The 23,959-nt window shown below is 65.0% G+C and carries 26 protein-coding genes and 1 tRNA gene; 22 read left to right on the forward strand and 5 right to left on the reverse strand.

Features of this window, described 5'->3' with window-relative positions; all coding sequences use genetic code 11:
- Positions 1-77 precede the first annotated feature (77 nt).
- The 12 genes from pheS (at position 78) to ACSVDO_RS08920 (ending at position 10,239) form a co-directional block, all read left to right on the forward strand.
- Entirely contained in the window at positions 78-1,130 is a 1,053-nt protein-coding gene (gene pheS, locus ACSVDO_RS08865; RefSeq protein WP_332538654.1) for a phenylalanine--tRNA ligase subunit alpha, read from the forward strand.
- 66 nt (positions 1,131-1,196) lie between these two features.
- On the forward strand, positions 1,197-3,644 hold the full coding sequence (gene pheT / locus ACSVDO_RS08870; protein WP_489595953.1) for a phenylalanine--tRNA ligase subunit beta: 2,448 nt from the start codon (positions 1,197-1,199) through the stop codon (positions 3,642-3,644).
- Between the two features lie 38 nt (positions 3,645-3,682).
- Positions 3,683-4,018 (forward strand): integration host factor subunit alpha, encoded by a 336-nt coding sequence (locus ACSVDO_RS08875; RefSeq protein ID WP_213299886.1) that lies wholly within the window; start codon positions 3,683-3,685, stop codon positions 4,016-4,018.
- A gap of 80 nt (positions 4,019-4,098) precedes the next feature.
- A complete protein-coding gene (locus ACSVDO_RS08880; protein WP_489595954.1) occupies positions 4,099-4,524 on the forward strand; it encodes a MerR family transcriptional regulator in 426 nt (141 codons plus the stop codon).
- 31 nt (positions 4,525-4,555) lie between these two features.
- Positions 4,556-4,632: transfer RNA gene (locus ACSVDO_RS08885), tRNA-Pro, on the forward strand.
- A 101-nt stretch (positions 4,633-4,733) separates the two neighbouring features.
- Positions 4,734-5,093, forward strand: coding sequence for a single-stranded DNA-binding protein (locus ACSVDO_RS08890; protein ID WP_332538656.1), 360 nt, complete (start codon positions 4,734-4,736; stop codon positions 5,091-5,093).
- A gap of 108 nt (positions 5,094-5,201) precedes the next feature.
- Entirely contained in the window at positions 5,202-6,002 is an 801-nt protein-coding gene (locus ACSVDO_RS08895; RefSeq protein ID WP_489595956.1) for a MetQ/NlpA family ABC transporter substrate-binding protein, read from the forward strand.
- A 346-nt stretch (positions 6,003-6,348) separates the two neighbouring features.
- A complete protein-coding gene (locus ACSVDO_RS08900; protein ID WP_489595958.1) occupies positions 6,349-7,218 on the forward strand; it encodes a methionine ABC transporter ATP-binding protein in 870 nt (289 codons plus the stop codon).
- Positions 7,211-7,876: a methionine ABC transporter permease gene (locus ACSVDO_RS08905; RefSeq protein WP_489595960.1), complete on the forward strand. Its 666-nt coding sequence runs from the start codon at positions 7,211-7,213 to the stop codon at positions 7,874-7,876. The genes ACSVDO_RS08900 and ACSVDO_RS08905 overlap by 8 nt, the downstream gene beginning before the upstream one ends.
- A gap of 75 nt (positions 7,877-7,951) precedes the next feature.
- Positions 7,952-8,773 (forward strand): MetQ/NlpA family ABC transporter substrate-binding protein, encoded by an 822-nt coding sequence (locus ACSVDO_RS08910; protein WP_332538661.1) that lies wholly within the window; start codon positions 7,952-7,954, stop codon positions 8,771-8,773.
- 113 nt (positions 8,774-8,886) lie between these two features.
- Complete coding sequence (locus ACSVDO_RS08915) at positions 8,887-9,447, forward strand: NADPH-dependent FMN reductase (protein WP_489595963.1); 561 nt, start codon at positions 8,887-8,889, stop codon at positions 9,445-9,447.
- Between the two features lie 168 nt (positions 9,448-9,615).
- Positions 9,616-10,239, forward strand: coding sequence for a LysE family transporter (locus tag ACSVDO_RS08920; RefSeq protein WP_489595964.1), 624 nt, complete (start codon positions 9,616-9,618; stop codon positions 10,237-10,239).
- Between the two features lie 2 nt (positions 10,240-10,241).
- Here the strand turns inward: ACSVDO_RS08920 and ACSVDO_RS08925 are convergent, their stop codons facing one another.
- Positions 10,242-10,700 (reverse strand): bleomycin resistance protein, encoded by a 459-nt coding sequence (locus ACSVDO_RS08925; protein WP_489595966.1) that lies wholly within the window; start codon positions 10,698-10,700, stop codon positions 10,242-10,244.
- Entirely contained in the window at positions 10,697-11,587 is an 891-nt protein-coding gene (gcvA, locus tag ACSVDO_RS08930) for a transcriptional regulator GcvA (RefSeq protein ID WP_489595967.1), read from the reverse strand. Before gcvA ends, ACSVDO_RS08925 begins: the two co-directional genes overlap by 4 nt.
- Positions 11,588-11,740: 153 nt before the next feature.
- Here gcvA and ACSVDO_RS08935 point away from each other — a divergent pair, with 153 nt between their 5' ends.
- The 3 genes from ACSVDO_RS08935 to ACSVDO_RS08945 are packed head-to-tail and all read left to right on the forward strand — an operon-like array spanning position 11,741 to position 13,894.
- Positions 11,741-12,373 (forward strand): glutathione S-transferase family protein, encoded by a 633-nt coding sequence (locus ACSVDO_RS08935; protein WP_489596371.1) that lies wholly within the window; start codon positions 11,741-11,743, stop codon positions 12,371-12,373.
- A complete protein-coding gene (locus ACSVDO_RS08940; RefSeq protein WP_489595969.1) occupies positions 12,370-13,407 on the forward strand; it encodes an LLM class oxidoreductase in 1,038 nt (345 codons plus the stop codon). The genes ACSVDO_RS08935 and ACSVDO_RS08940 overlap by 4 nt, the downstream gene beginning before the upstream one ends.
- A 25-nt stretch (positions 13,408-13,432) precedes the next feature.
- On the forward strand, positions 13,433-13,894 hold the full coding sequence (locus ACSVDO_RS08945) for a GNAT family N-acetyltransferase (RefSeq protein ID WP_489595971.1): 462 nt from the start codon (positions 13,433-13,435) through the stop codon (positions 13,892-13,894).
- A 67-nt stretch (positions 13,895-13,961) separates the two neighbouring features.
- Here ACSVDO_RS08945 and ACSVDO_RS08950 read toward each other — a convergent pair whose 3' ends face one another.
- From ACSVDO_RS08950 to ACSVDO_RS08960, 3 genes are all read right to left on the reverse strand, one after another.
- Positions 13,962-16,082: a TonB-dependent siderophore receptor gene (locus tag ACSVDO_RS08950; RefSeq protein ID WP_489595972.1), complete on the reverse strand. Its 2,121-nt coding sequence runs from the start codon at positions 16,080-16,082 to the stop codon at positions 13,962-13,964.
- Positions 16,083-16,351: 269 nt separating this feature from the next.
- Positions 16,352-16,723, reverse strand: coding sequence for a hypothetical protein (locus ACSVDO_RS08955; RefSeq protein WP_332540155.1), 372 nt, complete (start codon positions 16,721-16,723; stop codon positions 16,352-16,354).
- Positions 16,724-16,915: 192 nt separating this feature from the next.
- Positions 16,916-17,533, reverse strand: coding sequence for an FMN-dependent NADH-azoreductase (locus ACSVDO_RS08960; protein ID WP_332540154.1), 618 nt, complete (start codon positions 17,531-17,533; stop codon positions 16,916-16,918).
- Positions 17,534-17,667: 134 nt separating this feature from the next.
- On the opposite strand from ACSVDO_RS08960, the gene ACSVDO_RS08965 reads away from it, so the two are divergent.
- From ACSVDO_RS08965 to ACSVDO_RS08995, 7 genes are all read left to right on the forward strand, one after another.
- Positions 17,668-18,591, forward strand: a complete 924-nt coding sequence (locus ACSVDO_RS08965; RefSeq protein ID WP_332540153.1) for a LysR family transcriptional regulator — start codon at positions 17,668-17,670, stop codon at positions 18,589-18,591.
- Between the two features lie 113 nt (positions 18,592-18,704).
- The gene (locus tag ACSVDO_RS08970) at positions 18,705-19,280 is read left to right on the forward strand and encodes an RBBP9/YdeN family alpha/beta hydrolase (RefSeq protein ID WP_489595975.1); all 576 of its coding nucleotides are present in this window, start codon (positions 18,705-18,707) and stop codon (positions 19,278-19,280) included.
- Between the two features lie 142 nt (positions 19,281-19,422).
- On the forward strand, positions 19,423-20,424 hold the full coding sequence (locus ACSVDO_RS08975) for a sulfate ABC transporter substrate-binding protein (protein ID WP_332540151.1): 1,002 nt from the start codon (positions 19,423-19,425) through the stop codon (positions 20,422-20,424).
- 21 nt (positions 20,425-20,445) lie between these two features.
- Positions 20,446-21,351 (forward strand): sulfate ABC transporter permease subunit CysT, encoded by a 906-nt coding sequence (cysT, locus tag ACSVDO_RS08980; RefSeq protein ID WP_332548597.1) that lies wholly within the window; start codon positions 20,446-20,448, stop codon positions 21,349-21,351.
- Positions 21,348-22,262: a sulfate ABC transporter permease subunit CysW gene (gene cysW, locus ACSVDO_RS08985; RefSeq protein WP_332538466.1), complete on the forward strand. Its 915-nt coding sequence runs from the start codon at positions 21,348-21,350 to the stop codon at positions 22,260-22,262. Before cysT ends, cysW begins: the two co-directional genes overlap by 4 nt.
- A gap of 13 nt (positions 22,263-22,275) precedes the next feature.
- Complete coding sequence (locus ACSVDO_RS08990) at positions 22,276-23,400, forward strand: sulfate/molybdate ABC transporter ATP-binding protein (protein WP_332548595.1); 1,125 nt, start codon at positions 22,276-22,278, stop codon at positions 23,398-23,400.
- A gap of 43 nt (positions 23,401-23,443) precedes the next feature.
- Entirely contained in the window at positions 23,444-23,953 is a 510-nt protein-coding gene (locus tag ACSVDO_RS08995) for a disulfide bond formation protein B (RefSeq protein ID WP_442881516.1), read from the forward strand.
- The last annotated feature ends 6 nt before the right edge of the window (positions 23,954-23,959 follow it).

A 23,959-nucleotide genomic window follows, 5' to 3' on the forward strand; every position in this document is an offset into this window, starting at 1 on the left:
CTGTAGCTGCTAATGCACTAACAACAAGGGCTAGAGCTTGAAAAGGCACTAGCCCTTGTTTATTTTCAAGAGTCGATATGAACGAGTTGGATTCTCTGGTCGAAAGCGCGCAACAACTGTTTGCGCAAGCCGTCACCCCTGCTGATCTGGAAAATGCCAAGGCCCAGTTCCTGGGCAAGTCCGGTCGTGTGACCGAACTGATGAAGGGCATGGCGCAGCTTTCCGTCGAGGAGAAGAAGTCGCGCGGCGCTCAGATCAACGTCGCCAAGCAGGCGATCGAAGCCGCGCTCACGGCACGCCGCCAGGCACTGGCCGATGCCGAACTGCAAACCCAACTCAAGGCCGAGGCGCTTGACGTGAGCCTGCCGGGCCGGCGTCGCGGCGCGGGTGGCCTGCACCCGGTGTCGCTGACGCTCGAGCGCATCGAAGGCATTTTTGCGTCCATGGGTTTCGACGTGGCCGACGGCCCCGAAATCGAGTCCGACTGGTTCAACTTCACTGCGCTCAACACGCCCGAAGACCATCCCGCGCGCTCGATGCACGACACCTTCTACGTCGAAGGCGGCACCGAGACCGCGCCCAACCTGCTGCGCACGCACACCAGCCCCATGCAGGTGCGCTATGCGGTGCAGCATGTGAAGAAATACCAGGCCCTGCTCGACGCGGGCCAGAGCATGCCCGAGATCCGCGTGATCGCGCCGGGCCGCACCTACCGCGTGGACAGCGATGCCACGCATTCGCCGATGTTCCACCAGTGCGAAGGCATCTGGATAGGCGAGAACGTCAGCTTCAAGGACTTGAAGGTGGTGTTCACCGATTTCTGCCGCACGTTCTTCGAGAGCGACGATCTGGTGCTGCGTTTCCGCCCCAGTTTCTTCCCGTTCACCGAGCCCAGCGCCGAGATCGACATCCAGTTCCAGACCGGTCCGCTCGCGGGCAAGTGGCTCGAAGTCGCCGGCTCCGGCCAGGTGCACCCGAACGTGGTGCGCAACATGGGGCTGGACCCCGAGAAGTACATAGGCTTTGCCTTTGGCATGGGGCCAGACCGGCTGACCATGCTGCGCTACGGCGTCAACGACCTGCGCCTGTTCTTTGACGGCGACATCCGCTTCCTGTCGCAGTTCCAGTAAACACCGCACCCACTGTTGGCGCCTGCGTCTGGTACGCAGGCCCGTTTGAAGCCAAAGAGTCTGACTATGCAATTCCCTGAATCCTGGTTGCGCGCGTTCTGCAACCCGCCCCTGAGCACTACCGAACTCGCGCACACCCTGACCATGGCCGGTCTGGAAGTCGAGGAGCTCGCTCCCGTCGCGCCGCCGTTCACCGGCATCGTGGTCGGTGAAATCAAGGAGGCCGTACAGCATCCGAATGCCGATCGCCTGCGCGTGTGCCAGGTCGATGTGGGCCAGGCCGAGCTGCTGACCATCGTCTGCGGCGCGCCCAACGCGCGCGTGGGCATTCGCATTCCCTGCGCCATGGTCGGCGCCGAGCTGCCCGCGGGCGACGACGGCAAGCCTTTCCTGATCAAGATCGGCAAGCTGCGCGGCGTCGAAAGCTACGGCATGCTGTGCTCGGCCAAGGAGCTCAAGCTCGCCGACGACAATGGCGGCCTGCTCGAGCTGCCGCTCGACGCACCGCTGGGCCAGGACATCCGCAAGTACCTGGACCTCGACGACACGCTGTTCACGCTCAAGCTCACGCCCAATCTGGCGCATTGCCTGAGCGTCTACGGCATCGCGCGCGAAGTCGCGGCCCTGACCGGCGCGCCCTTGCAGGCACCGACGTTCAAGCCCGCAGCCGTGGCCAGCGACGCCCGCCTGGGCGTGAAGATCAGCGCGCCCGATCTGTGCGGCCGCTTCTCGGGCCGCGTGATCCGCAACGTCAACACCCAGGCCAAGACCCCGGCGTGGATGGTCGACCGCCTGGCGCGCTGCGGCCAGCGCAGCGTCGCGCCGCTGGTCGACATCTCGAACTACGTGATGTTCGAGCTGGGCCGTCCGTCGCACATTTTCGACCTCGACAAGATCCACGGCGGCCTCGACGTGCGCTGGGGCCGTCCCGGCGAGCAGCTCAAGCTGCTCAACGGCAACACAGTCACGGTCGATGGCCAGGTCGGCGTGATTGCCGATGACCAGGCGATCGAATCGCTGGCCGGCATCATGGGCGGCGACGCCACGGCGGTGTCCGACGACACCCGCCATATCTACGTCGAAGCCGCGTTCTGGTGGCCGCGCGCGATTGCCGGGCGCTCGCGCCGCTTCAACTTCTCGACCGACGCCGGCCACCGCTTCGAGCGCGGCGTGGACCCCAGCCTCACGGTGGAGCATATCGAGCGCATCACCGAGCTGGTGCTCGAGATCTGTGGCACGCCCGAGACGCAATGCGGCGCGATCGACGACCAGATCGTCAACGTGCCCACGCCCCAGCCCGTGCAGCTGCGCGTGGCGCGCGCCGCCAAGGTCATAGGCATGCCCGTGAGCCAGCAGCAGTGCTTCGACGCGCTGCAGGGCCTGGGCCTGGGCGTGACACAGGGCGAGGGCGTGCTCACGGTGACGCCGCCGTCGTACCGCTTCGACATCGCGCTGGAAGAAGACCTGATCGAGGAAGTCGCGCGCATGCTGGGCTACGGCCAGCTGCCGACCACGCCGCCGCTGGCGCCGATCACGCCCAAGCTGCGCGCCGAAAACCAGCGCAGCAGCTTCGCCGTGCGCCGCGAACTCGCGGCCCTGGGCTACCAGGAAACCATCAACTTCAGCTTTGTCGAAGAGCGCTGGGAGCACGAGCTTGCCGGCAATGCCAACCCGATCAAGCTGCTCAACCCGATTGCCAGCCATCTGAGCGTGATGCGCAGCTCGCTGCTGGGTTCGCTGCTGCAGGTCGTCAAGTTCAACCTGGACCGCAAGGCCCAGCGGGTGCGCGTGTTCGAGCTCGGCCGCGTGTTCCTGCGCGACGCCAGCGTGCAAAGCACCGACACCACGGTGCAGGGCTTTGACCAGCCGATGCGTGTTGCCGGCATGGCCTGCGGCCCGGCCGACCAGCTGCAATGGGGCCGCAAGGACCAGGCGGTTGATTTCTACGACATCAAGGGTGATGTGGAAGCCTTGCTCGCGCCGCTGCGTCCTAGCTTCGAAGCGGCCGAGCATCCGGCCATGCATCCCGGTCGCTGCGCGCGCGTGCTGCTCGACGGCAAGGCCATTGGTTTCGTCGGCGAGCTGCATCCGCAGTGGCGCCAGGGCTGGGAGCTGCCCCAGGCGCCCGTGATGTTCGAGCTGGAGCTCGACGCCGTGCAGCTGCGCCAGGTTCCCCAGTTCCGCGCCGTCGCCAAGCACCAGTCGGTGGAGCGTGATATTGCCGTGGTCGTCGCCGAATCGGTGACCCATGCCGAGATCATGGCCGCCGTGGAAGCCGCGGCAGCGCATACGGTGCTGCGCTCGGCCGTGCTGTTCGACGTGTTCCGCGCCAAGCCTTTGCGCGCCGGTGAAGTGCCGGCCGCGGGTGCGCTCGCGCCCAATGAAAAGAGCCTGGCCGTGCGCCTGCTGCTGGGCAGCGATACCGCCAGCCTGACCGAAGCCGAGATCGAAGCCGCGATGGCGGCCGTGATCGAGCAGCTGGTGGCGCGCTGCGCTGCGCGCCTGCGCGGATGATGGATTCGGTTGTGTTTTCCCACGACAAGGGGTCTACCATGGAATTGGCCATTGAAAGCCTGGACAGCCCCGCGCTGACCAAGGCCCAGCTAGCGGATTTGCTGTTCGACCAGATTGGCCTGAACAAGCGCGAGTCCAAGGAAATGGTGGATGCGTTCTTCGACCTGGTTTCGCAAAGCCTGGTCGAAGGCGATGACGTCAAGCTCTCGGGCTTTGGCAACTTCCAGATCCGCACCAAGGCGCCGCGCCCGGGGCGCAATCCGCGCACCGGCGAGCTGATTCCCATCCAGGCGCGCCGCGTGGTGACGTTCCATGCGAGCACCAAGCTCAAGGAGCAGATCCAGAGCGGCGAGACGTCCGCCTCGGTCGCATAACCGGCCATTGCCCGCACAGGGCGATTGCGCATGGCGGCATGGCGGTGGCTGCGGTAGCCTTGTCAGGTTGATGATTGGAGATGCTTCCGATGTCCCAGGGAACCCCGCTGCCGCCCATTCCGGCCAAACGCTACTTCACCATTGGCGAAGTGGCGCAATTGTGTTGCGTGAAGCCGCATGTGCTGCGTTATTGGGAGCAGGAATTCACCCACCTGCGTCCCGTCAAGCGCCGCGGCAACCGGCGCTACTATCAGCACCATGAACTGCTGATGATCCGCCGCATACGCGAGCTGCTTTATGACCAGGGCTTCACCATACAAGGCGCGCGTGCGCGCCTGCGCGAAGCGGGTGCGCCGGGTGCCGAGGAGGGCGCCGATGGCGATGGCTTTGAGTTGGTATCGGCTCAATGGCGTGAGCACGAGGCCCGCGATGGCGCATTGGTGGCGCTCGATTCCTGGGCGGTTCGCCAGGAGCTTTTGCAAATTCGCGAGTTGTTGTCGGTGTAAGCGGTTTTTCGGTATATAATTCAATTCTCGTCGGCGTGTAGCGCAGCCTGGTAGCGCACTTGCATGGGGTGCAAGGGGTCGAAGGTTCGAATCCTTTCTCGCCGACCACAATCCCCAAAAAGGGTCAGCAGATTTTTCTGCTGGCCCTTTTTTGTTTTCTGCCGTTTTGGGCGCAGCATGGCTGTGTCTTGAATGCAAAAGGACCGACCATGATGGATGGATTGATTGCCGGGCGGCTTTACGGCACGCCCGAGCAACGCACGAGCAAGACCGGCAAGCCTTTCATGGTGGCGCGCATGCGCGCCGAATGCGGCGACGGCGAGAACCTGTTTGTCAACGTGATTGCCTTTGACGCCGCGCCCTGCGCCGCGCTCGAAGCGCTGCGCGAAGGCGATGCGATCGCGATTGCCGGGCCGATCACGCCCAAGGTCTGGACCGACAAGCAGGGCATCGTCCACCCCGCGCTCGATGCGATTGCCCACCAGGTGCTCACGGCCTACCATGTGGAGCACAAGCAGCGCCAGGTGCTCTCGGGCCAGACCGGCCAGGAAGCCCAGCGCGACGACTGAGGGCTGCTTATTCAATTTTGGAATAAGCAGCTGATTATTTAATCGGAAAATTCGCCAGGGTTTGCGCGTACAGTGCTTTCATTCCGAATTTTTGATTGAAGGCATTCCGTGAACAAGCGCCAACTTTTGCAGTCCACTTTGGCTTTGGGCCTGGCCCTGGCAGCTCCCCTGGCCGCCGTGGCCCAGGACAAGACATCGATCAAGATCGGTGTCACCGCCGGTCCCCACGCCCAGATCTTCGAGCAGGTCAAACAGGTCGCCGAAAAGCAGGGCCTGAAGATCCAGGTGGTCGAGTTCGGTGATTACATCCAGCCCAATGCGGCGCTGGCCGCGGGTGATCTGGATGCCAACAGCTACCAGCATCTGCCTTACCTCGATGCCCAGGTCAAGGACCGCGGCTACAAGCTGGTGCGCGTGGCCGACACGGTCAACTTCCCCATCGGCCTGTATTCGAAGAAGGTCAAGAAGCTTGCCGATCTGCCCCAGGGCGCGAAGTTCGGCATCCCCAACGACCCGACCAACGGCGGCCGCGTGCTGCTGCTGCTGCAGGCCCATGGCCTGATCAAGCTCAAGGAAGGCGCAGGCCTCAAGGCCACGCCGCTGGACGTGGTGTCCAACCCCAAGAAGCTGCGCTTTGTCGAACTCGACGCTGCCCAGCTGCCGCGCTCGCTGGACGACCTCGATGCTTCGGCCATCAACACCAACTTCGCGATCTCGGCTGGCCTGAACCCCAAGACCGATTCGATCGCGCAGGAAAGCGCCAAGAACCCCTACGTCAACATTCTGGTCGTGCGTGACGCCGACAAGAACCAGCCCTGGGTCGCCAAGCTGATCAAGGTCTACCAGTCGCCCGAAGTGCGCCAGTTCATCGAGACCCAGTTCAAGGGTTCGGTCGTGCCCGCGTTCTAAACGACGCTGCTGTGCTCTCATTGAGCACGCCGAAAAAAGCCAGTGCCGCCTTGCGCCGCACTGGCTTTTTTCATGCCGCCGGGAGCGGCGGGTGCTTGGGGTTGACCACGATGCATACCGATTCTTTATTAGTAAAAATGCATAAGCATGCGCTTTTAAATTCGTTGGTGGATTGGGGGGATGGCGTCACACTTCCATCCATTCCCATGTCGGCGAATGGCGTATTGAGAGCGCAGATTCGCGACGCGCAATCTGCGGTTGCCCGCCCCGGCATCGGATCCTTGAAGACAGGCGCAAGCCGCTGATTCCCCGGTTCCGGCGGTTCAGTTTCCAACAACATGATTGCATGAGCCAGAACACCGCAGATCCGGTCCAGAGACCGCCCATCATCCGCTTGCGCGATGTAAAGAAGAAGTTCACCACGGCCGACGGCGGCCTGTTCGAGGCCGTCAAATCGGTCACCCTGGATGTGCGCCAGGGCGAGATATTCGGCCTGATCGGCAAGAGCGGCGCGGGCAAGTCGACGCTGCTGCGCCTGATCAACCTGCTCGAGCGCCCCGACGCGGGCGAAGTCATCGTTGCCGGCCGCGAGCTCACCCAGCTCAGCCGCAAGGAACTGCGCGAAGCGCGCCAGAACATCGGCATGATCTTCCAGCAGTTCAACCTGCTGCAAAACGCCAGCGTGTTCGACAACGTGGCCTTTCCGCTGAAGATACACGGCGGGCTGTCGCGTGCCCAGATCGACGCGCGCGTGCGCGAATGCCTGGCGCTGGTCGGCTTGTCGGAAAAGATGGCCAGCTATCCGGCGCAGCTGTCGGGCGGCCAGAAGCAGCGCGTGGCGATTGCGCGTGCGCTGGCGCCGCGCCCCCAGGTGCTGCTGTGCGACGAGCCGACTTCGGCGCTCGACAGCGAAACCACGCGCTCGCTGCTCGAGACGCTGCGCGACATCCAGCAGAAGACCGGCGTGACCATCGTCATCGTGACGCACGAGCTGTCGGTGGTCGAGGTGCTGTGCAGCGAGGTGGCGATCATCGAAGGCGGCCATCTGGTCGAGCAGTTCTCGCTGCACGGCCCCAGTGCCGCGCGCACCACGCTGCTGGGCCAGGAAATCGAGGCCCTGCGCGAGCGCACGGCGCGCGAAGCGCGCTGGAGCGCGCAATCGTCGGTTTCTTCATCATCCGCTGCGGCCGCGGCCCAGGAGCTGCACCATGTCTGAGAACATCGTCGCCATTCTTCCCGAGCTGTGGCTGGCCATGGCCCAGACCGCCTTGATGCTGGGCATAGGCCTGACGGCCGCGGTGGTTCTCGGCGGACCGCTGGGCGTGCTGCTGTTCCTGCTGGGCCCGGGCCAGTCGCTGGACAACAAGCCGGCGTTCATCGTGCTCAACTGGATCGTGAACACGGTGCGCTCGTTTCCTTTCATCATCCTGCTGGTGGCGCTGGTGCCGTTCACGCGGGTGATTGCCGGCACGTCGATAGGCCCGCTGGCCGCGGCCGTGCCGCTGTCGATTGCTGCCATTCCGTATTTCGCCCGACTGGTCGACCAGTGCCTGCGCGAAGTGCCGCGCGGCGTGATCGAAGCCGCGCATGCGATGGGCGCTTCGGAGCTGCAGATCGTCTGGCGCGTGCTGGTGGTGGAAGCGCGTTCTGGCCTGGTGCTGGCGCTCACGGTGCTGGCGGTGAGCTTCCTGTCGTACTCGGCCATTGCCGGCGTGGTCGGCGGCGGCGGCATTGGCGACCTGGCGATCCGCTATGGCTACTACCGCTTCCAGACCGATGTGATGGTGCTCACGGTCACCATCCTGGTGGTGCTGGTGCAGATCCTGCAGTTTGTCGGCAACACCGCGGCGCGGCGCCTGGACAAGCGCGGCTGAGGCGGCGAATTTTTCCCCGGCCGCGCGGCGGCCGTATTTTTTCTGCGTTGTTTCTCTTTTGGAAAGAGGTTTGAGATGAAGAATTCCGTTGTGCGTCGTTCCCTGCTGGCAGCGGCCGTGGCTGCCGTGACCCTTGTCGGCGTGGCCGCACCCGTGCAGGCCCAGGCCAAGAAGGACCTGGTCATAGGCGGCACCGCCGGCTCGAACATCGACCAGCTCAAGCAAGGCATCGTGCCCATCCTGGAAAAGAAGGGCTACAAGGTCAAGCTGGTCGAATTCAACGATTACGTGCAGCCCAACCTGGCGCTGGCCCAGGGTTCGCTGGACGCGAACTTCTTCCAGCACCGCGTCTACCTGCAGAAGTTCGCCGCCGACCAGAAGCTCGACATCGTCGAGCTGGTGCAAGGCCCGATCGCGCCGCTGGGCGTGTACTCGAACAAGCGCAAGACGCTGGACGAGGCCAAGACCGGCGACCGCGTGACGCTGCCCAACGACCCCAGCAATCTGGCGCGTGCCCTGGTGCTGCTCGAGCAGAACCAGCTGGTGAAGATCAAGCCCGGCATCGACCCGCTGCGCGCCTCGGAAAAGGACCTGGTCGAGAACCCGCGCAAGCTCAAGTTCATTCCGCTCGAAGCCGCGCAACTGCCGCGCTCGATCGGCGACACCGAGTACGCGATCATCAACGGCAACTTCGCGATTTCCTCGGGCCTGAAGCTCACGGAAGCCGTGAAGCTTGAAAAGACGCCCGACCACTACCTGAACGTGGTCGCCGTCAAGCGCGCCGACAAGGACTCGGCCTGGGCCAAGGACCTCGAGGCGGCCTACCGCTCTGGCGAGTACAAGGCCGTCGTGGACAGCAAGTTCCAGGGCTATGCCAAGCCTGCGTTCCTGCAGTAAGCGGCACGCGGCCCGCCGGCATACTGCTGTCTGTAGGACGTAGACCACGGGCCCGGCCAGCTGGGGCTTCCATAATGGGAAGCCCTTTTTTGTTTTTGACGCAAGGAGTTTTCATGAGCCAATACCAGGTCGCTGTCATTGTCGGCAGCTTGCGCAAGGAATCCTTCAACCGCAAGCTGGCGCAGGCGATTGCGCGCATGGCGCCCGAAGGCTTCAGCTTCGAGGAAATCGCCATCGACACCTTGCCGCTCTACAACCAGGACGCCGACGGCAACGAGGTGGAGGCCGTGAAGCGCTTTCGCGCGCAGATCGCCGGCGCCAATGCGCTGCTGTTCCTGACGCCCGAATACAACCGCTCGATTCCCGGCGTGCTGAAGAACGCGCTGGACCAGGGCTCGCGTCCTTACGGCCAGAGCGTGTGGGCCGGCAAGCCCGGCGCGGTGCTGGGGGTCTCGGTCGGTGCCACGGGCACGGCCCTGGCGCAGCAGCACCTGCGCAACGTGCTGGCCTATCTGGATGTGCCGCTGCTGGGCCAGCCCGAGATGTTCATCCAGGCCAAGGACGGGCTGTTCAACGACGACGGCACCATTGGCAAGGCCAGCCATGATTTCTTCCAGGCCTGGCTGCACCGCTATGTGGAATGGGTCAAGCGCAATACACGCAGCACCCCCTGAGCCGCTTTGCGGCGGGACCAAAGGTGCGGGGCGGCCGACTGGCCCATTGCTGGCTCACGCCCTTTGCATGGGTTGTGGGGTGTGACATTGCCGTAGCAGAAAGAGATGTAATGGCGTCTTCGGGTGACAAAGTCAGGCTAAGCTGGGAAGCTGCATTGTGGAGCACCCATGGACTATCTGCCTCAATTGATCACGCTTTCCGGCATCATCCTGCTGGCCTGTGCCAGCCCCGGCCCCGATTTCGTTGCGGTCACCTCGCACGCGCTGCATGACCGCAGCGCGGGAGTGTTTGTGGGCCTTGGCATCGCCTGCGCCGCCACCCTGTGGGCCAGCCTGGCCATTCTCGGCTTCGGTCTGTTGATCCGGGAGATTTTCTGGCTCTATGAGTTCATCCGCCTGGCGGGCGCGGCCTATCTGGTTTACCTGGGCATTCGCATGCTGCTGGCGGCCTGGCGCAAGGCGCCGGAAGACGCCGCCGTCGCCCGGGTGTCTGCTGGCAGCGCGGGCGCCGCCTGGCGGCGCGGGCTGCTGGTGGGGCTGACCAATCCCAAGACGGCGACATTCTTCGCCACCTTGTTCGTGACCCTGTTGCCCGCCCATGCACCGGCGTGGGTGTACATCAGCGTCGTGGCCCTGGTGGCAGCCATCACCGCCCTGTGGCTGGGCCTGCTGGCCACGTTCTTCTCGGTGCAGGGCGTGCGCGGCGCCTACCTGCGAATCCGCCGGCCCGTCGATGCGCTGATGGGTGCGGCGCTGGTGGCGCTGGGCCTGCGGCTGGCAACGAGTCGTTGAGGCTAGCAGCCCGGCGGGGCAGGCATGGCATCGACAACGCCCAGCGGCTGCACGCAGCGCACCAGATAGCCGTCCGGGTCGGCCACAATGCATTGCCTCTGCCCGACTTGCTGGCTATCGCGGCGATACCAGCGTTCTTCCAGCGGCAGAAAAAGCGCGCTGCCGCGCTGCTCGCAGCGCAGCAGCAGCGCGTCGAGATCCGGCACCTGCAATTGAAAATTGAGGCCGCGGCCGAAGGGGCGCTCGAGCACGTCTGCAACCCAGTCGTCGGCGCTTTCACTGCGCTGCTCCAGCATGATTTGGGCCTGGCCCAGGCACAGGAAGGCAAAGCGCTCTTGCGGACGTTCATACCAGATGGCAAAGCCTATGACATCGCACCAGAACGCAAGGCTGGCGCGGATGTCGCTGACTATCAGCTCCGGTACCAGCGCGCAGTACTCGGGAGTCGCGCCGCGGGTCATGCTGCGCTCCCGGCTTCGTCCAGCACCCAGTCCGCGAACGCCTTGACTGCGGGGCGCTCGCGCGCCTGCGGCTGGGTCACCAGATAGTAGGCAAAGCGCGCCGGCCAGGGCTTGTCGAGAACCTGAACCAGCCGGCCCGCGGCAATCTCCTCGCTTGCATGTTCCTGCGGCACCAGCGCAATGCCCTGGCCGGCTTCAGCCGCGCGAATCAGCAGGAAGTCATCCTCGAACGCCGTGCCGCGTTCGGCGCGTGCGTCCTCGGCCACGCCATGGGCGGCAAACCACAGCCGCCAGTCGGCGCGATCGCCATCGTGCAGCAGCGGGTGGTCAAGGCAGTCCGCGGGCGACTGCAGCGGCCCGCTGCGGTCCACCAGGCCGGGGCGGGCCACGGGCACCAGCACGGGTGCCATCAGCCGCGTGACCTCCAGCCCGGGATAGACGCCCAGCCCATGGCGCAAGGCGATGTCGACCCGGCCCTGGCGCATGTCGGCCAGGGCCGAAGTCGCTTCGACGCGCACTTCGATCTCGGGGTGGCGCTGATTGAAGCGCCCCAGGCGCGGCACCAGCCATGAGGCGGCAAAGGTCGCGACCGTGCTGACGGTCAGCGTCTGCCGTGCCTTGGTCTGCTCAAGCCATTGCACCGCCTGAGCGATCTGCGTGAAAGCCTGGGACAGCGCGGGGTGGACGCTGGCGCCGGCTTCGGTCAGCGTCAGGCCCTGGTGCGCGCGCGTGAACAGCGTCACGCCGGTGCGGTCCTCCAGCAGCCGGATCTGCTGGCTGACCGCGCCCGAAGTCACGTGCAGCGCCTGGGCCGCGGCCTTGATGCTGCCGCGCCGGCCGACTTCGACAAAGGCGCGCAGCGCCAGCAACGGCAGGCCGGCATTCATTGAGTGTAGTTTTTCTAAATCCATGGGGAAGAAACAATCGTTTCCGTATTTAAGGATGAAAAACTAACATGAAGTGGCTTTTGCAACAAGTTTTTGATTTAGCTAATCTATATTCATGAGAGCCCCCAGATGAAGCATTTATCGGCCGGATCATTGATCCGGCTCTACACCGACAGCTCGCCCAACGGCTTCAAGATCACCATTGCGCTGGAGGAACTGGGCTTGCCCTATGTCTTGCACCATGTGCGTATCGACGAAGGCGCGCATAGGCAGCCGGAGTTTCTGCGGCTCAACCCGCATGGGCGCATTCCCGTGCTGGTGGACGAGGCCGCGGGCATCACGCTGTTCGAGTCCGCGGCCATCCTGCTGTATCTCGCGGAGAAGACCGGCAAATTGCTGCCCGATGCGCGCACCGCGCCCCAGGCGCGCTGGCAGGCGCTGCAGTGGCTGATCTTTCATGCGGCCAGCGTCGGCCCGCTGATCGGCCAGCGCGTGCATTTCGAGCTGTTCTCCGATACGCGCAACGCCGAGGCCGTAGAGCGCTTTCGCCGGCTGACCAACGAAGCCTTTGCCGCGCTGGACCAGCATCTGGCGAGCCGGCCTTGTCTGGCGGGCGAGGAGTACTCCATCGCCGATATCGCCCACTTCGGCTGGACGCATATCGCGCGCATCATCGATTTCGATTTCAGTCAGCACCGTCACCTGAGCGCCTGGCATGAGCGCGTCGCCGCCCGGCCCGCGGTGTGCAGGGGCGTGACGCTGCCCGCACCGGCCACGGGGGCATGAACACCATGGCTTCCATTTCCACGCCCGCCGGAGCGTCCTGGCCGGCCTTTGGCGCGCATCCCGGCTATCGCCGCATGTTTGCTCCCGACCAGCTGACGCTGGGGATTTTCCTGCCGCTGCGTTTCTACCAGGGCGACATGCAGGCGCTGGCCGGTCAGGCCGACCTGGTGGCGGACATCGACCGCCATGGCTTTGCCGCCGTCTGGGTGCGCGATGTGCCGCTGTTCGATCCGGCGTTCGGCGATGCCGGCCAGGTGTTCGATGCGTTCACCTACCTTGCGTTTCTTGCGGCGCGCACCCGGAATGTGGCGCTGGCGACCGGCAGCGCGATCTTCTCGCTGCGCCATCCCGTCGATCTGGCCAAGGCCTCGGCGACCATAGACCAGCTGTCGGGCGGGCGGCTGGTGCTGGGGATTGCGTCGGGCGACCGTCCCGTCGAGTTCCCCGCCTACGGCATTGAACATGCCGAGCGCGGCGCGCGGTTTGCGCAGTCGGTGGCGTATTTTCGCGCGCTGCTGCGCGCCGACAGTCCCGCCATTGGATCGCCGCTGGGCCGCATGGAAGGCGCCATGCTGCTGCCCAAGCCCGCGACGGGCGCCATTCCGCTGATCGTCACCAGTTCGTCGGGCCAATCGCCGGACTGGATCGCCGCCCAGGCCGACGGCTGGCTGACCTATCCCGAAGCCACGCATGTGCCGCAGGGGCCGCTGCGCCTGGCCCAGAAGATCAAGGCCTGGCGCACGCTGATTCCCGACGGCGGTTTCCGGCCGCACATGACCAACGAATGGCTGGACCTGGTCGAGGACGCCGATCACCCGCGCACGCCGCTGCGCGGCGGCCATGTGCTGCGCACCGGCCGCAAGGGCCTGATTGCCTTGCTCGAGGAATGGCAGCGCGCCGGCGTCAACCATGCGGCGCTGGGCATCCAGTTCTCGCAGCGCCCGGCCGCGGAAGTGATTCAGGAGCTGGCCGAGGAAGTGCTGCCGCATTTTCCTTCGCATGCGGGGCCGCCCGCGCTCGCGACCCGGTGGTGAATGGCCATGCAGAAAGGAATTCTCAATGAATGAAGACACGGTCTGCGTGCGCGCTGTTGCGGTGGGCGACAGGCCTGCATGGGAGCGGCTGTACCGCGGCTATGCCGCGTTCTACCAGGTGCCCATGGAGGAGGCGGTGCTTGACGCCACCTGGCGCTGGCTGATGGGCCCGCAGCGGCGCGTGGAAGGCCTGGTGGCGCTGCAGCGCGGCGAACTGGTGGGCCTGGCCCACTTTCGCGCGTTTCCCGAGCCGCTGCTGGGCCAGGAACTGGGCTTTCTCGACGATCTGTTTGTGCCACCCGCGCATCGGGGCCAGGGCACGGGGCGCAAGCTGATGGAAGCCGTGGCCGCCATTGCGCGCGAACGCGGCTGGCCCGTGCTGCGCTGGATCACCGCCGAAGACAATGCGCACGCCAGGCACTTGTACAACCAGCTGGCGCAGGCCACGCCCTGGGTGACCTACGACCTGGACCCACGGCAACGCTGAACCGGGAAAAAGAAAAGGGCGCCGGCCTTTTGCAAGACCGGCGCCCTAGGTGCGAGAACGCGTTGGCTTAGAACTGGTAAGCCGCACTGACACCCGTCATCCACTGGCGGCCCGGAGCGCCTTCGAAGAAGCGGCTGTTGCCGTCGTTGACGATGACCGAGCCCACGTACTTGCGGTCAAACAGGTTGTCGACGCGCGCAAAGGCGCGCAGCGTCCACGGACCCATGACCTTGCGATAGCCGACGCTGGCCGAAGCCACGGTGTAGCCGGGTGCGGCGGCGCTGTTGGCGTCGTTCACATAGACCTTGCTGGCATGCTCGGCGGCAACGCCCAGGCGCCATTCGGACGTCAGGTCGTAGTCCAGTCCGACGGACAGATGCTGCTTGGACAGACCGGGCAGCATGTTGCCGGCGGCGGCGCTGCCCGAAGCCTGGCGGAACGTGGCGTCGAGGTAGGTGTAGGCGGCTTGCACCTTCCACTGGGGCGTGAGGCGCAGGTCGGCCTGCAGTTCCAGGCCCTGGCGGCGGGTGTCGCCGGCGTTGCGGTAGGTCGTGCGGCCGTTGCTCGCGCCGGCGCTGACGATTTCATCGCTGGTGCGCGAATGGAACACGGCGGCGCTCCAGCCGCCCTTGACGGCGCCGGTCAGGCGTTCGCGAAAGCCGATTTCATACTGGGTGCTGGCGCTGGGCTGCAGGTCCAGGTTCAGCCCGCCTATGCTGCCCGTGCGGTACGACAGTTCGGCAAAGGTCGGCGTCTCGAAGCCGCGGCCGGCGCTCACGTAGACCGTCTTTTCCGGTGTCAGCTGGTGCGACAGCGAAATGACGGGCAGGGCCTGGCTGTGGGTCACGGAGCCGGAGTCGTCGGGGTTGCCGGCGCGGATGTAGCGGTCGTCGGACTCGAACTTCACATGGCTGTAGCGCAGCCCCGTGCCCAGGCTCCAGGTGGGAGCGAGCTGCCAGGTGGCCTGCACATAGGGGTCTATGCTGGTGACCGTGTTGTCTTCGTTGCGGCGCAGCGCGCCCTTGACGCCCAGCTGGCTGCCGATGAAGTTCTCGTAGCCCTGGCGGTCTTCCTTCATGGTGTCGAAGGCCAGGCCGGCGGTCACCGTGACAGGCACGGGCGCGTTGTCGAAGCGGCCGGTCCAGCGCGCGTCCAGGCCGGCGTAGTCGCGCGACATGTCGATCACGCCGCCCGCATGGCCCGCAGGCGCCTGGGTGGCGACGGGCAGCGACTGGTATTGTTCCATCGAGCGGTGGCCCGCATAGGCGGTCAGGGACACGCTTTGCGTGCCGCTCAGGCGGCGCTCGTAGGTGGCGCCGACCTGGGTCTGCTCCAGCGACTTGCGGGTGTTGAATTTCTCGGCCACCGCTTCGCCGTTGTCGGCGCGGTAGGAGGCGCGGCGCGGGTTGGCCTGCCACTGCTCCCAGGTCAGGCCTTGTGCGTCCTGGGCGTTGGACTTCATCGTGTTGGCGACAATCGTCAGGCGTGCGTCGTCGCCGATGGCGGTCGACAGCTTGACGTTGGCCACATTGCGGTCGGCCGCGCTGTGGTCGCGCCAGCCGTCGGTCAGGTAGCGGCTGGCGCTGAGCACATAGCTCAGGCCCTGGGTCTGGCCGCTGGCCTTGCCCGAGATGCGCTTTTGGCCGTTGCTGCCGACCGAGTAGCCGCCTTCGACCGTGGGGCGGCCGGTGGGCGTTTCGGTGTACATGCTGATCACGCCGCCGGCCGAGTTGCCGTACAGCGCCGAGTAGGGGCCGCGCAACACTTCGACGCGCTCCAGGCTGGAGATGTCGATATGCGACAGTGCGCCCTGGCCGTCGGGCATGGTCGCGGGAATGCCGTCCACATACAGGCGCACGCCGCGCAGGCCGAAGGTCGAGCGCGCGCCATAGCCACGGATCGACAGTTGCAGGTCCTGGGCGTAGTTCTGGCGGTTGTTGATCTGCAGGCCGGGCACGCCCGACAGGCTTTCCGACAGGTTCACCTGCAGCTGGCGGTCACGCATCCGGTCGGCGTCGATCACGGATACGGAAGCCGGAGTCTGCTCGAGCGAAGTGCCGCCCAGCGTGCTGTGCACCGTGATTTCAGGCAGGCGGGCTTCGGTGGCGGGCTGGGCGATGGCGACGCCATACATGCCGCCGACCAGTACAGGAAGGCCGGCGACCCAGCGCAGGTGATGCAATGTCATGTCAAAAACCTTTTATGCGGCCGCAAGCCTTGGCCGCGGCTGGCCGCGACAATGCGCAGCGCAGCCACGCAAAGGCCTGCGCGGCATTCATTCAAATGGGGGAGGGTGCCGTCGGGGACCCCTGCGGGCAACGGCAAGGGGCGAAGAATGCCACAGAGCGCTGCGCATTTTTCACGAACCGGTGTAAACACCAGCAGGTCCGTGGTTAATTCTGCCGCCGCTGGTTGGAGTCCCGGGACTCGAGCCGCCGCAAGGGCGGGCCCGGCTTCTTACAGCGCTGGACGCGATCGGCTCTGCGCATTGTCGATCGCGTCGACGATGGCCTTGCCCGTGCTCTGCACGCCGGGCGCGGCAAAAGCCGGGCCGGGCTTGACGGCAGGATTAGCCAGCAGCTGCTCACGCACCTTGAGCCGCTCGGCCATGGCTTCGGGCAAGGGCTTGGGCGCCTCCACCGGGGTGTTGTTCAGGTATTGCTTGTAGACCACGGACTGGGCGCGTGTCATTTCGCGCGCGCTCTTGGATTCCAGATACCAGTTCAACAGATAGCCCAGCACGATGGCGGAGATCAGGCCTACGGCGACGGCGGAGATGACGAACGACTCATCGGTGTACTTGCGCGGGCGCTGCGGAGCGGAAGACATGTAGGCGTAGATGGTTAGGTGGTCACAGAAAAGCGCCAACCCGGCGCGGGCAAGGCCGCATCAGGGTTATCACCGAATTGCTCCAAGCCTAACAAAAAAAACCGCCCTGGCGATGACATTGGGGGCAATGTCCCGGCAGGGCGGTCGGCGGACGGCGTTGGGCGCGTCCGCCTGGTGCAGCGAGCTGCAGGCTCAGGCAGCCAGGGCCAGCTGGCTGTGGATGGCCTGCTCGGCCTGGACCAGGGCCGCGGCCTTGGCGTCGGGGCCCATGGCAATGCCTTCGGCGCGCACGAAGCGCACATCGGTCACGCCCATGAAGCCCAGCACGGTCTGCAGCAGGCTTTCCTGGTGTTCCATGGCGCGGCCGCCTTCGGAAGTCGAGTACACGCCGCCGCGGGTCGACACGACGATCACGGTCTTGCCCTTGGCCAGACCTTCGGGGCCGGCGGCGGTGTAGCGGAACGTGCGGCCGGCCTGGGCGACGCGGTCTATCCAGGCCTTGAGCTGGCTGGGAATGCTGAAGTTGTACAGCGGCGCACCGATCACCACCACGTCAGCCGCCAGAAACTGGCTCACGAGCTTTTCGGAGATCGCATTTTCCGCACGCTCGGCTTCGGTCGTGGCGCTCTGGCCGGTACGAAAGCCCATGGAAACCGCCGACAGGTGGCTGGGAGCGTCCTGGGCCAGGTCGAGGTAGTCGACGTTCAGGCCGGGATGGGCAGCGACCCATGCCTGCACGGTGCGGGCGGTCAGATCGCGGGAAACGGACATGTCGCCGGTGATGGCGGAATCGATGTGCAGCAGTTGCATGGAAGGCTCCTTGAATTCGAAATGTGGATGGTTGCCGGTGAGGGCTTGGTATAGATTGTGCAGCTGTGTTGAATGTTTGATAAGCTGCCTTAAATGCGATAGATTGTTCTATCAGCGAGACAATAAGGCTTGAAATGAACGATCTCAACGACATGCTGTATTTCGCCGAAGTCGTCGAGCGCGGCGGGTTTGCCGCGGCCGGGCGCGCGCTGGGCATCCCCAAGTCCAGGCTGTCGCGGCGCGTCGCCGAGCTCGAGGGCCGGTTGGGCGTGCGCTTGCTGCAGCGCACCACGCGCAAGCTGTCGCTGACCGAAGTCGGCGAAGCCTATCTGCGCCATTGCCAGGTGATGCGCGACGCGGCCCAGGCCGCGGCTGATACCGTGGCCCAGGTGCGCACCGAGCCCTGCGGCACGCTGCGCGTGAGCTGTCCGGTGACGATTGCCCAGACCGTGCTGGGCGAGCTGATGCCGGTCTATCTTGCGCGCCATCCGCTGGTGCGGGTGGAAATGCAGGTCACCAACCGGGCCGTGAATCTGGTCGAGGAAAGCATCGATGTCGCGCTGCGCGTACGCGCCTCGCTCGACGACAGCGGCAGCATGGTGGTCAAGCGGCTGGACATGTCGCGCCAGGTGCTGGTCGCCAGCCCCGATCTGCTGCGCCGCCAGGGCACGCCCGGCCGGCTGCAGGAGCTCGGGCGCCTCGACAGCGTCGCCATGTCGGCGGTCGACGGCCGCTCCAGCCTGCTGCTGGCCGGCCCGCAAGGCCAGGAATACACGCTGCAGCACCAGCCGCGCTATGTCGCCGATGACCTGCTGACCTTGAAGTTCGCGGTGCTGGCCGGCACGGGCATGGGCTGGCTGCCGGACTATATGTGCCATGACGAGATTGCCGATGGCCGTCTGGTGCATCTGCTGCCGGACTGGTCGCCGCCGCCCGGAGTCTTCCATGCGGTGTTTCCTTCGCGCCGCGGACTGTCGCCGGCAGTGCGCAGCTTTCTTGATTTTCTTGCCGAGACCATGCCCGGCAGCAGCATCTCATCGGGGCCTGGCGGCGCTTGATCCTTGTGGCGGCGCGCAGCCGCTGCTGTGCTTCTGGACCATAAGATAACAACCAATGGTTCGTTGGGATTTTGGCGGAAGCTGCAGACAATGTCCGTTCAAGGAGAACTGGCATGGATAAACCCCCCCGCATATTGATCGTGCCCGGCTGGCACGACTCAGGCCCCGGTCACTGGCAAAGCCTCTGGGCCGCGCAATTGCCCGGTGCAGAGCGGGTGGTGCAGGACGACTGGATCACGCCCCACCGCGACGCCTGGGTAGGGCGGCTCGAGGAATGCATTTTTTCGCGTCCCGAGCCGGTGGTGATCGCGGCCCACAGCCTGGGTTGCATCGCGACCACGCAGATCTCGGCCCGGGCTGCCGAGCGCGTGGTCGGTGCCTTGCTGGTCGCGCCCGCCGACCCCGAGCGCCGTGCCCAGTTGATCGACTTTTCTCCGGTACCAGCGGCGCCGCTGCCCTATCGCAGCGTGCTGGTCGCGAGCAGCAACGATCCCTTCTGTCCTATCCGGCTTGCCGGCGCCTATGCGCGGGCCTGGGGCAGCGAGTTGGTGCGGCTGCAGAACGCCGGCCATGTGAATGTCGAATCAGGCCACGGCGCCTGGCCGCTGGGGCTGGCGCTGCTGCAGTCCTTGACCGCCGGCCTGGCCTGGTCTTCCACACCCGCCGATGCGACCGCATTGCAGGCATGAATTTGCGCGCATCGCCTGGCGGCGCATGCCTTTGCAAGTTCTATATGCCAAAAGGTGATTAATTAACAAGAATCTATTCGTTTGAGTTTGAAGGAGAAATTCGGACAATGAAACACTTCTTCACGTTCCAGGCTTTGCAACCATGAAATCTTTGACTCTCAAGACCGTTTTGGCCAGCCTTGCTTTTGCGGCCAGCGGCGCGGCAATGGCACAGAACCAGCTGCTCAACGTGTCGTATGACGTGGCGCGCGAGTTCTACAAGGACTACAACACCGCCTTTGCCGCGCACTACAAGAAGACCACCGGCAAGGACGTGAAGATCGACCAGTCGCATGCGGGCTCCAGCGCCCAGGCGCGCGCGGTCAACGACGGCCTGGACGCCGACGTGGTCACCATGAACACCACCACCGACATCGAATTCCTCGCCAGCACCGGCGTGGTCGCCAAGGACTGGGCCAAGAAGTTCCCCAACGACGCCTCGCCCACTACCTCGACCATGCTGTTCCTGGTGCGCAACGGCAATCCCAAGAACATCAAGGATTGGGACGACCTGCTCAAGCCCGGCGTGCAAGTCGTGGTGGTGAACCCCAAGACCGGCGGCAACGGCCGCTATGCCTACCTGGCCGCCTGGGGCGCGGCGCGCGAAAAGGGCGCCACCGATGCCCAGGCTGCGGAGTTCGTCGGCAAGCTCTACAAGAACGTTCCCGTGCTGGGCAAGGGCGGTCGTGACGCGACCGCGATCTTCCTGCAGCGCAACATCGGCGACGTGCTGATCACGTTCGAGTCGGAAGTGATTTCCATCGACCGCGAGTTCGGCAAGGGCAAGGTCCAGGCGGTGTACCCATCCTCGTCGATCATTGCCGAGAACCCCGTGGCCGTGGTCGAGCGCACCGTCGCCAAGAAGGGCACAGCCACGCTGGCCAAGGAATACCTGGACTATCTGTACTCGGATGAAGCCCAGGAAATCGCTGCCCAGCATGCGCTGCGCCCACGTTCGGAAGCCGTGCTGAAGAAGCACGCCGCAACGTTCAAGCCGCTCAAGCAGTTCACCGTCGCCAAGTACTTCGGTTCGCTGTCTGAAGCCCAGAAGGTGCACTTCAACGACGGCGGCCAGTTCGACAAGCTCTACACGCCTGGCAAGTAAGCCGGCGCGCGCACCCGCACCATGGCATTCGCTGCTAACTCGGCTACGGCCGCATCTCTCTCCGCCTCGCCGGGCGCCGGCGCGCCAGCGCCGCGCGGCCGTGGCGCCAAGCGCGTCCTGCCCGGCTTCGGGCTGACGCTGGGCTATACGCTGTTCTATCTCAGCATCATCGTGCTGATTCCGCTGTCGGCCCTGGTCTTCAAGACCTTCACGATGACCTGGCCGCAGTTCTGGGAAGCCGTGAGCGCGCCGCGCGTGATGGCATCCTACCGGCTGACGTTCGGCGCCTCGCTGATCGCGGCCCTGGTCAACCTGGTGTTCGGTCTGCTGATCGCCTGGGTGCTGGTGCGCTACAAGTTTCCCGGCAAGAAGATCGTCGACGCATTGGTCGACCTGCCGTTCGCGCTGCCCACGGCCGTGGCCGGCATCTCGCTCACTGCGCTGCTGGCCGGCAACGGCTGGATAGGCCAATACCTTGAACCCCTGGGAATCCAGCTGGCGTTCAAGCCCGCGGGCATTGTCATCGCGCTGATCTTCATCGGCCTGCCGTTTGTCGTGCGCACGGTGCAACCCGTGCTCGAGGACGCGGAAAAGGAACTCGAGGAAGCCGCGACCAGCCTGGGCGCGACGCGGCTGCAGATTTTCGTCAAGGTGATACTGCCGAGCATCACGCCCGCGCTGCTCACCGGTTTCGCGATGGCGTTTGCCCGTGCCGTCGGTGAATATGGCTCGGTGATCTTCATTGCCGGCAACATGCCCATGATTTCCGAAATCACGCCGCTGATCATCATCGGCAAGCTCGAACAATATGACTATGCGGGCGCAACCGCCGTGGCGGTGGTGATGCTGGTCATCTCCTTTGTGCTGCTGCTAATCATCAATGCGCTGCAAGCCTGGCAGCGCCGCCACGCAGGAGCACCGGCATGAGTGGAGTCACTTCTTCCCGCAACCCGGTGCGCCGGGCCAAGGCCGGCACGACCGAAGCGCCCTGGGTGCGCTGGACGCTGATCGGCATCGCGATGGCGTTCCTGCTGCTGTTCCTGGTGCTGCCGCTGGCCGCGGTGTTCACCGAGGCGCTGCGCAAGGGCTTCGGCGCCTATATCGACGGCCTGCGCGAGCCCGATGCCTGGTCGGCAATCAAGCTGACGCTGCTGACGGCGGTGATTGCCGTGCCGCTGAACCTGGTGTTCGGCGTGGCCGCGGCCTGGTGCATCGCCAAGTACGAGTTCAAGGGCAAGGCCTTTCTGACGACGCTGGTCGACCTGCCGTTCTCGGTCTCGCCCGTGGTTGCGGGCCTGACCTATGTGCTGATGTTCGGCTCGCACGGCTGGATGGGCTCGTGGCTGCAGGCCAACGACATCAAGGTGATCTTCGCCGTGCCCGGCATCGTGCTGGCGACGATCTTCGTGACCTTCCCGTTCATTGCGCGCGAGCTGATTCCGCTGATGCAGGCCCAGGGCAGCGACGAGGAGCAGGCGGCCATCGTGCTGGGCGCGACCGGCTGGCAGACCTTCTACAAGGTCACGCTGCCCAACATCAAGTGGGGCCTGCTGTATGGCGTGATCCTGTGCAATGCGCGCGCCATGGGCGAGTTCGGCGCGGTGTCGGTGGTGTCTGGCCATATCCGCGGCCAGACCAACACCATTCCGCTGCACGTGGAAATTCTCTACAACGAATACCAGTCGGTCGCGGCCTTTGCCGCCGCCTCGCTGCTGGCGCTGCTGGCGCTCGTGACCCTGGTCATCAAATCGATAGCCGAATGGCGCGCGGAGCGCGAGCAGGCAGCAGCTGCCGACCTGCCTCCAGAGCGGCCCACGCCGCTGACCACGTCTGCCTGAAAGAACAAGCACCATGAGTATCGAAATCCGCAACGTAAGCAAGCAGTTCGGCAGTTTCCAGGCGCTGCGTGATGTGAGCCTGGACATCCAGTCCGGCGAGCTGATCGCGCTGCTTGGCCCTTCGGGCTGCGGCAAGACCACGCTGCTGCGCATCATCGCCGGGCTCGAGTCGCCCGACGTGGGCAGCATCCATTTCAGCGGCGAGGACACGACCGACGTGCATGTGCGCGAGCGCAACGTGGGCTTCGTGTTCCAGCACTATGCGCTGTTCCGCCACATGACCGTGTTCGAGAATGTGGCCTTCGGCCTGCGCATCAAGCCGCGCAAGGAGCGCCCCAGCGAAGCGCAGATCCGCACCAAGGTGATGGACCTGCTCAAGCTGGTGCAGCTGGACTGGCTCGCCGACCGCCATCCCTCGCAGCTGTCGGGCGGCCAGCGCCAGCGCATCGCGCTGGCCCGGGCGCTGGCTGTCGAGCCCAAGGTGCTGCTGCTTGACGAGCCTTTCGGCGCGCTCGACGCCAAGGTGCGCAAGGAACTGCGCCGCTGGCTGCGCCGCCTGCACGACGAACTGCATGTGACCTCGATCTTCGTGACCCACGACCAGGAGGAGGCGCTCGAAGTGGCCGACCGCGTGGTGGTGATCAACCAGGGCAAGATCGAGCAAAGCGGCTCGCCCCAGGAAGTCTGGGAGAACCCCGCGAGTCCTTTCGTCTATGGCTTCCTGGGCGACGTGAACCTTTTCCACGGCCGCGCCAACGAAGGCCTGGTGCACATGAGCGGCATCGAGATCGACGCGCCCGAAGCCGATGATGCGAAGAACGCCAAGGCGTTCGCCTATGTGCGCCCGCACGACCTCGACGTCGAGCGCTATTCGCCGGGCCAGAACATGGATGCCCAGGGCCGTCCGCGCGGCATCGTCGCGCGCCTGGAGCGGGCAATCGTTGTCGGTCCCATCGCACGCCTGGAACTTATTCCCGCCGACGATAATCATTCAACCACCCAGAACGGGGAGGATGCCTTGATCGAAGCGCAGATTCCTGCCCATCAGTTCAAGGAATTGGGATTCAAGGAAGGCGAAACGCTGGTGGTGACACCGCGCAGGACCCGCGTGTTTATTGACCAGGCTGCAGGCATCTGACGGTTCCCAGGGGCCGCGCCGCGGCCTTTGAAGGACAAGAAAAATGGTGTTGTTGAACTGGATGGAAACGGCGCCGCGCCGCGTGCTGGCGCTGATCAGCGCGGCCTGCGTGGCCATGCTGGCATTTGGCATGTATCTGCAATATGGCCAGGGGCTCGAGCCTTGTCCCATGTGCATTGTGCAACGCTATGCGCTGATCGGCGTGGCGGTGTTCACCGGCATCGCGAGCCTGCGCCGCGGCCGCGGCTGGCTGTTGGGCTGGGGCGGCCTGGCGCTGCTGAGCGCGGGCTTTGGCGCCTTTGTCGCCGCGCGCCAGAGCTGGCTGCAATGGAACCCGCCCGAGATCGCGACCTGCGGCCGTGATTTCTACGGCATGGTCGAAAACTACCCCTTGAGCCGCGCGATTCCCATGATCTTCCGCGGCTCGGGCGATTGCACTGCGATCGACTGGACCTTCCTCGGCGGCTCGATCGCCAACTGGTCGTTCATCTGCTTCGTGGTGATGGCGCTGGCCCTGGTCGCACTGTTCGTGCGCCAGCGCGCAGCGCGTTAACTGCCC

It is taken from the genome of Comamonas sp. DB36 (assembly GCF_057914905.1).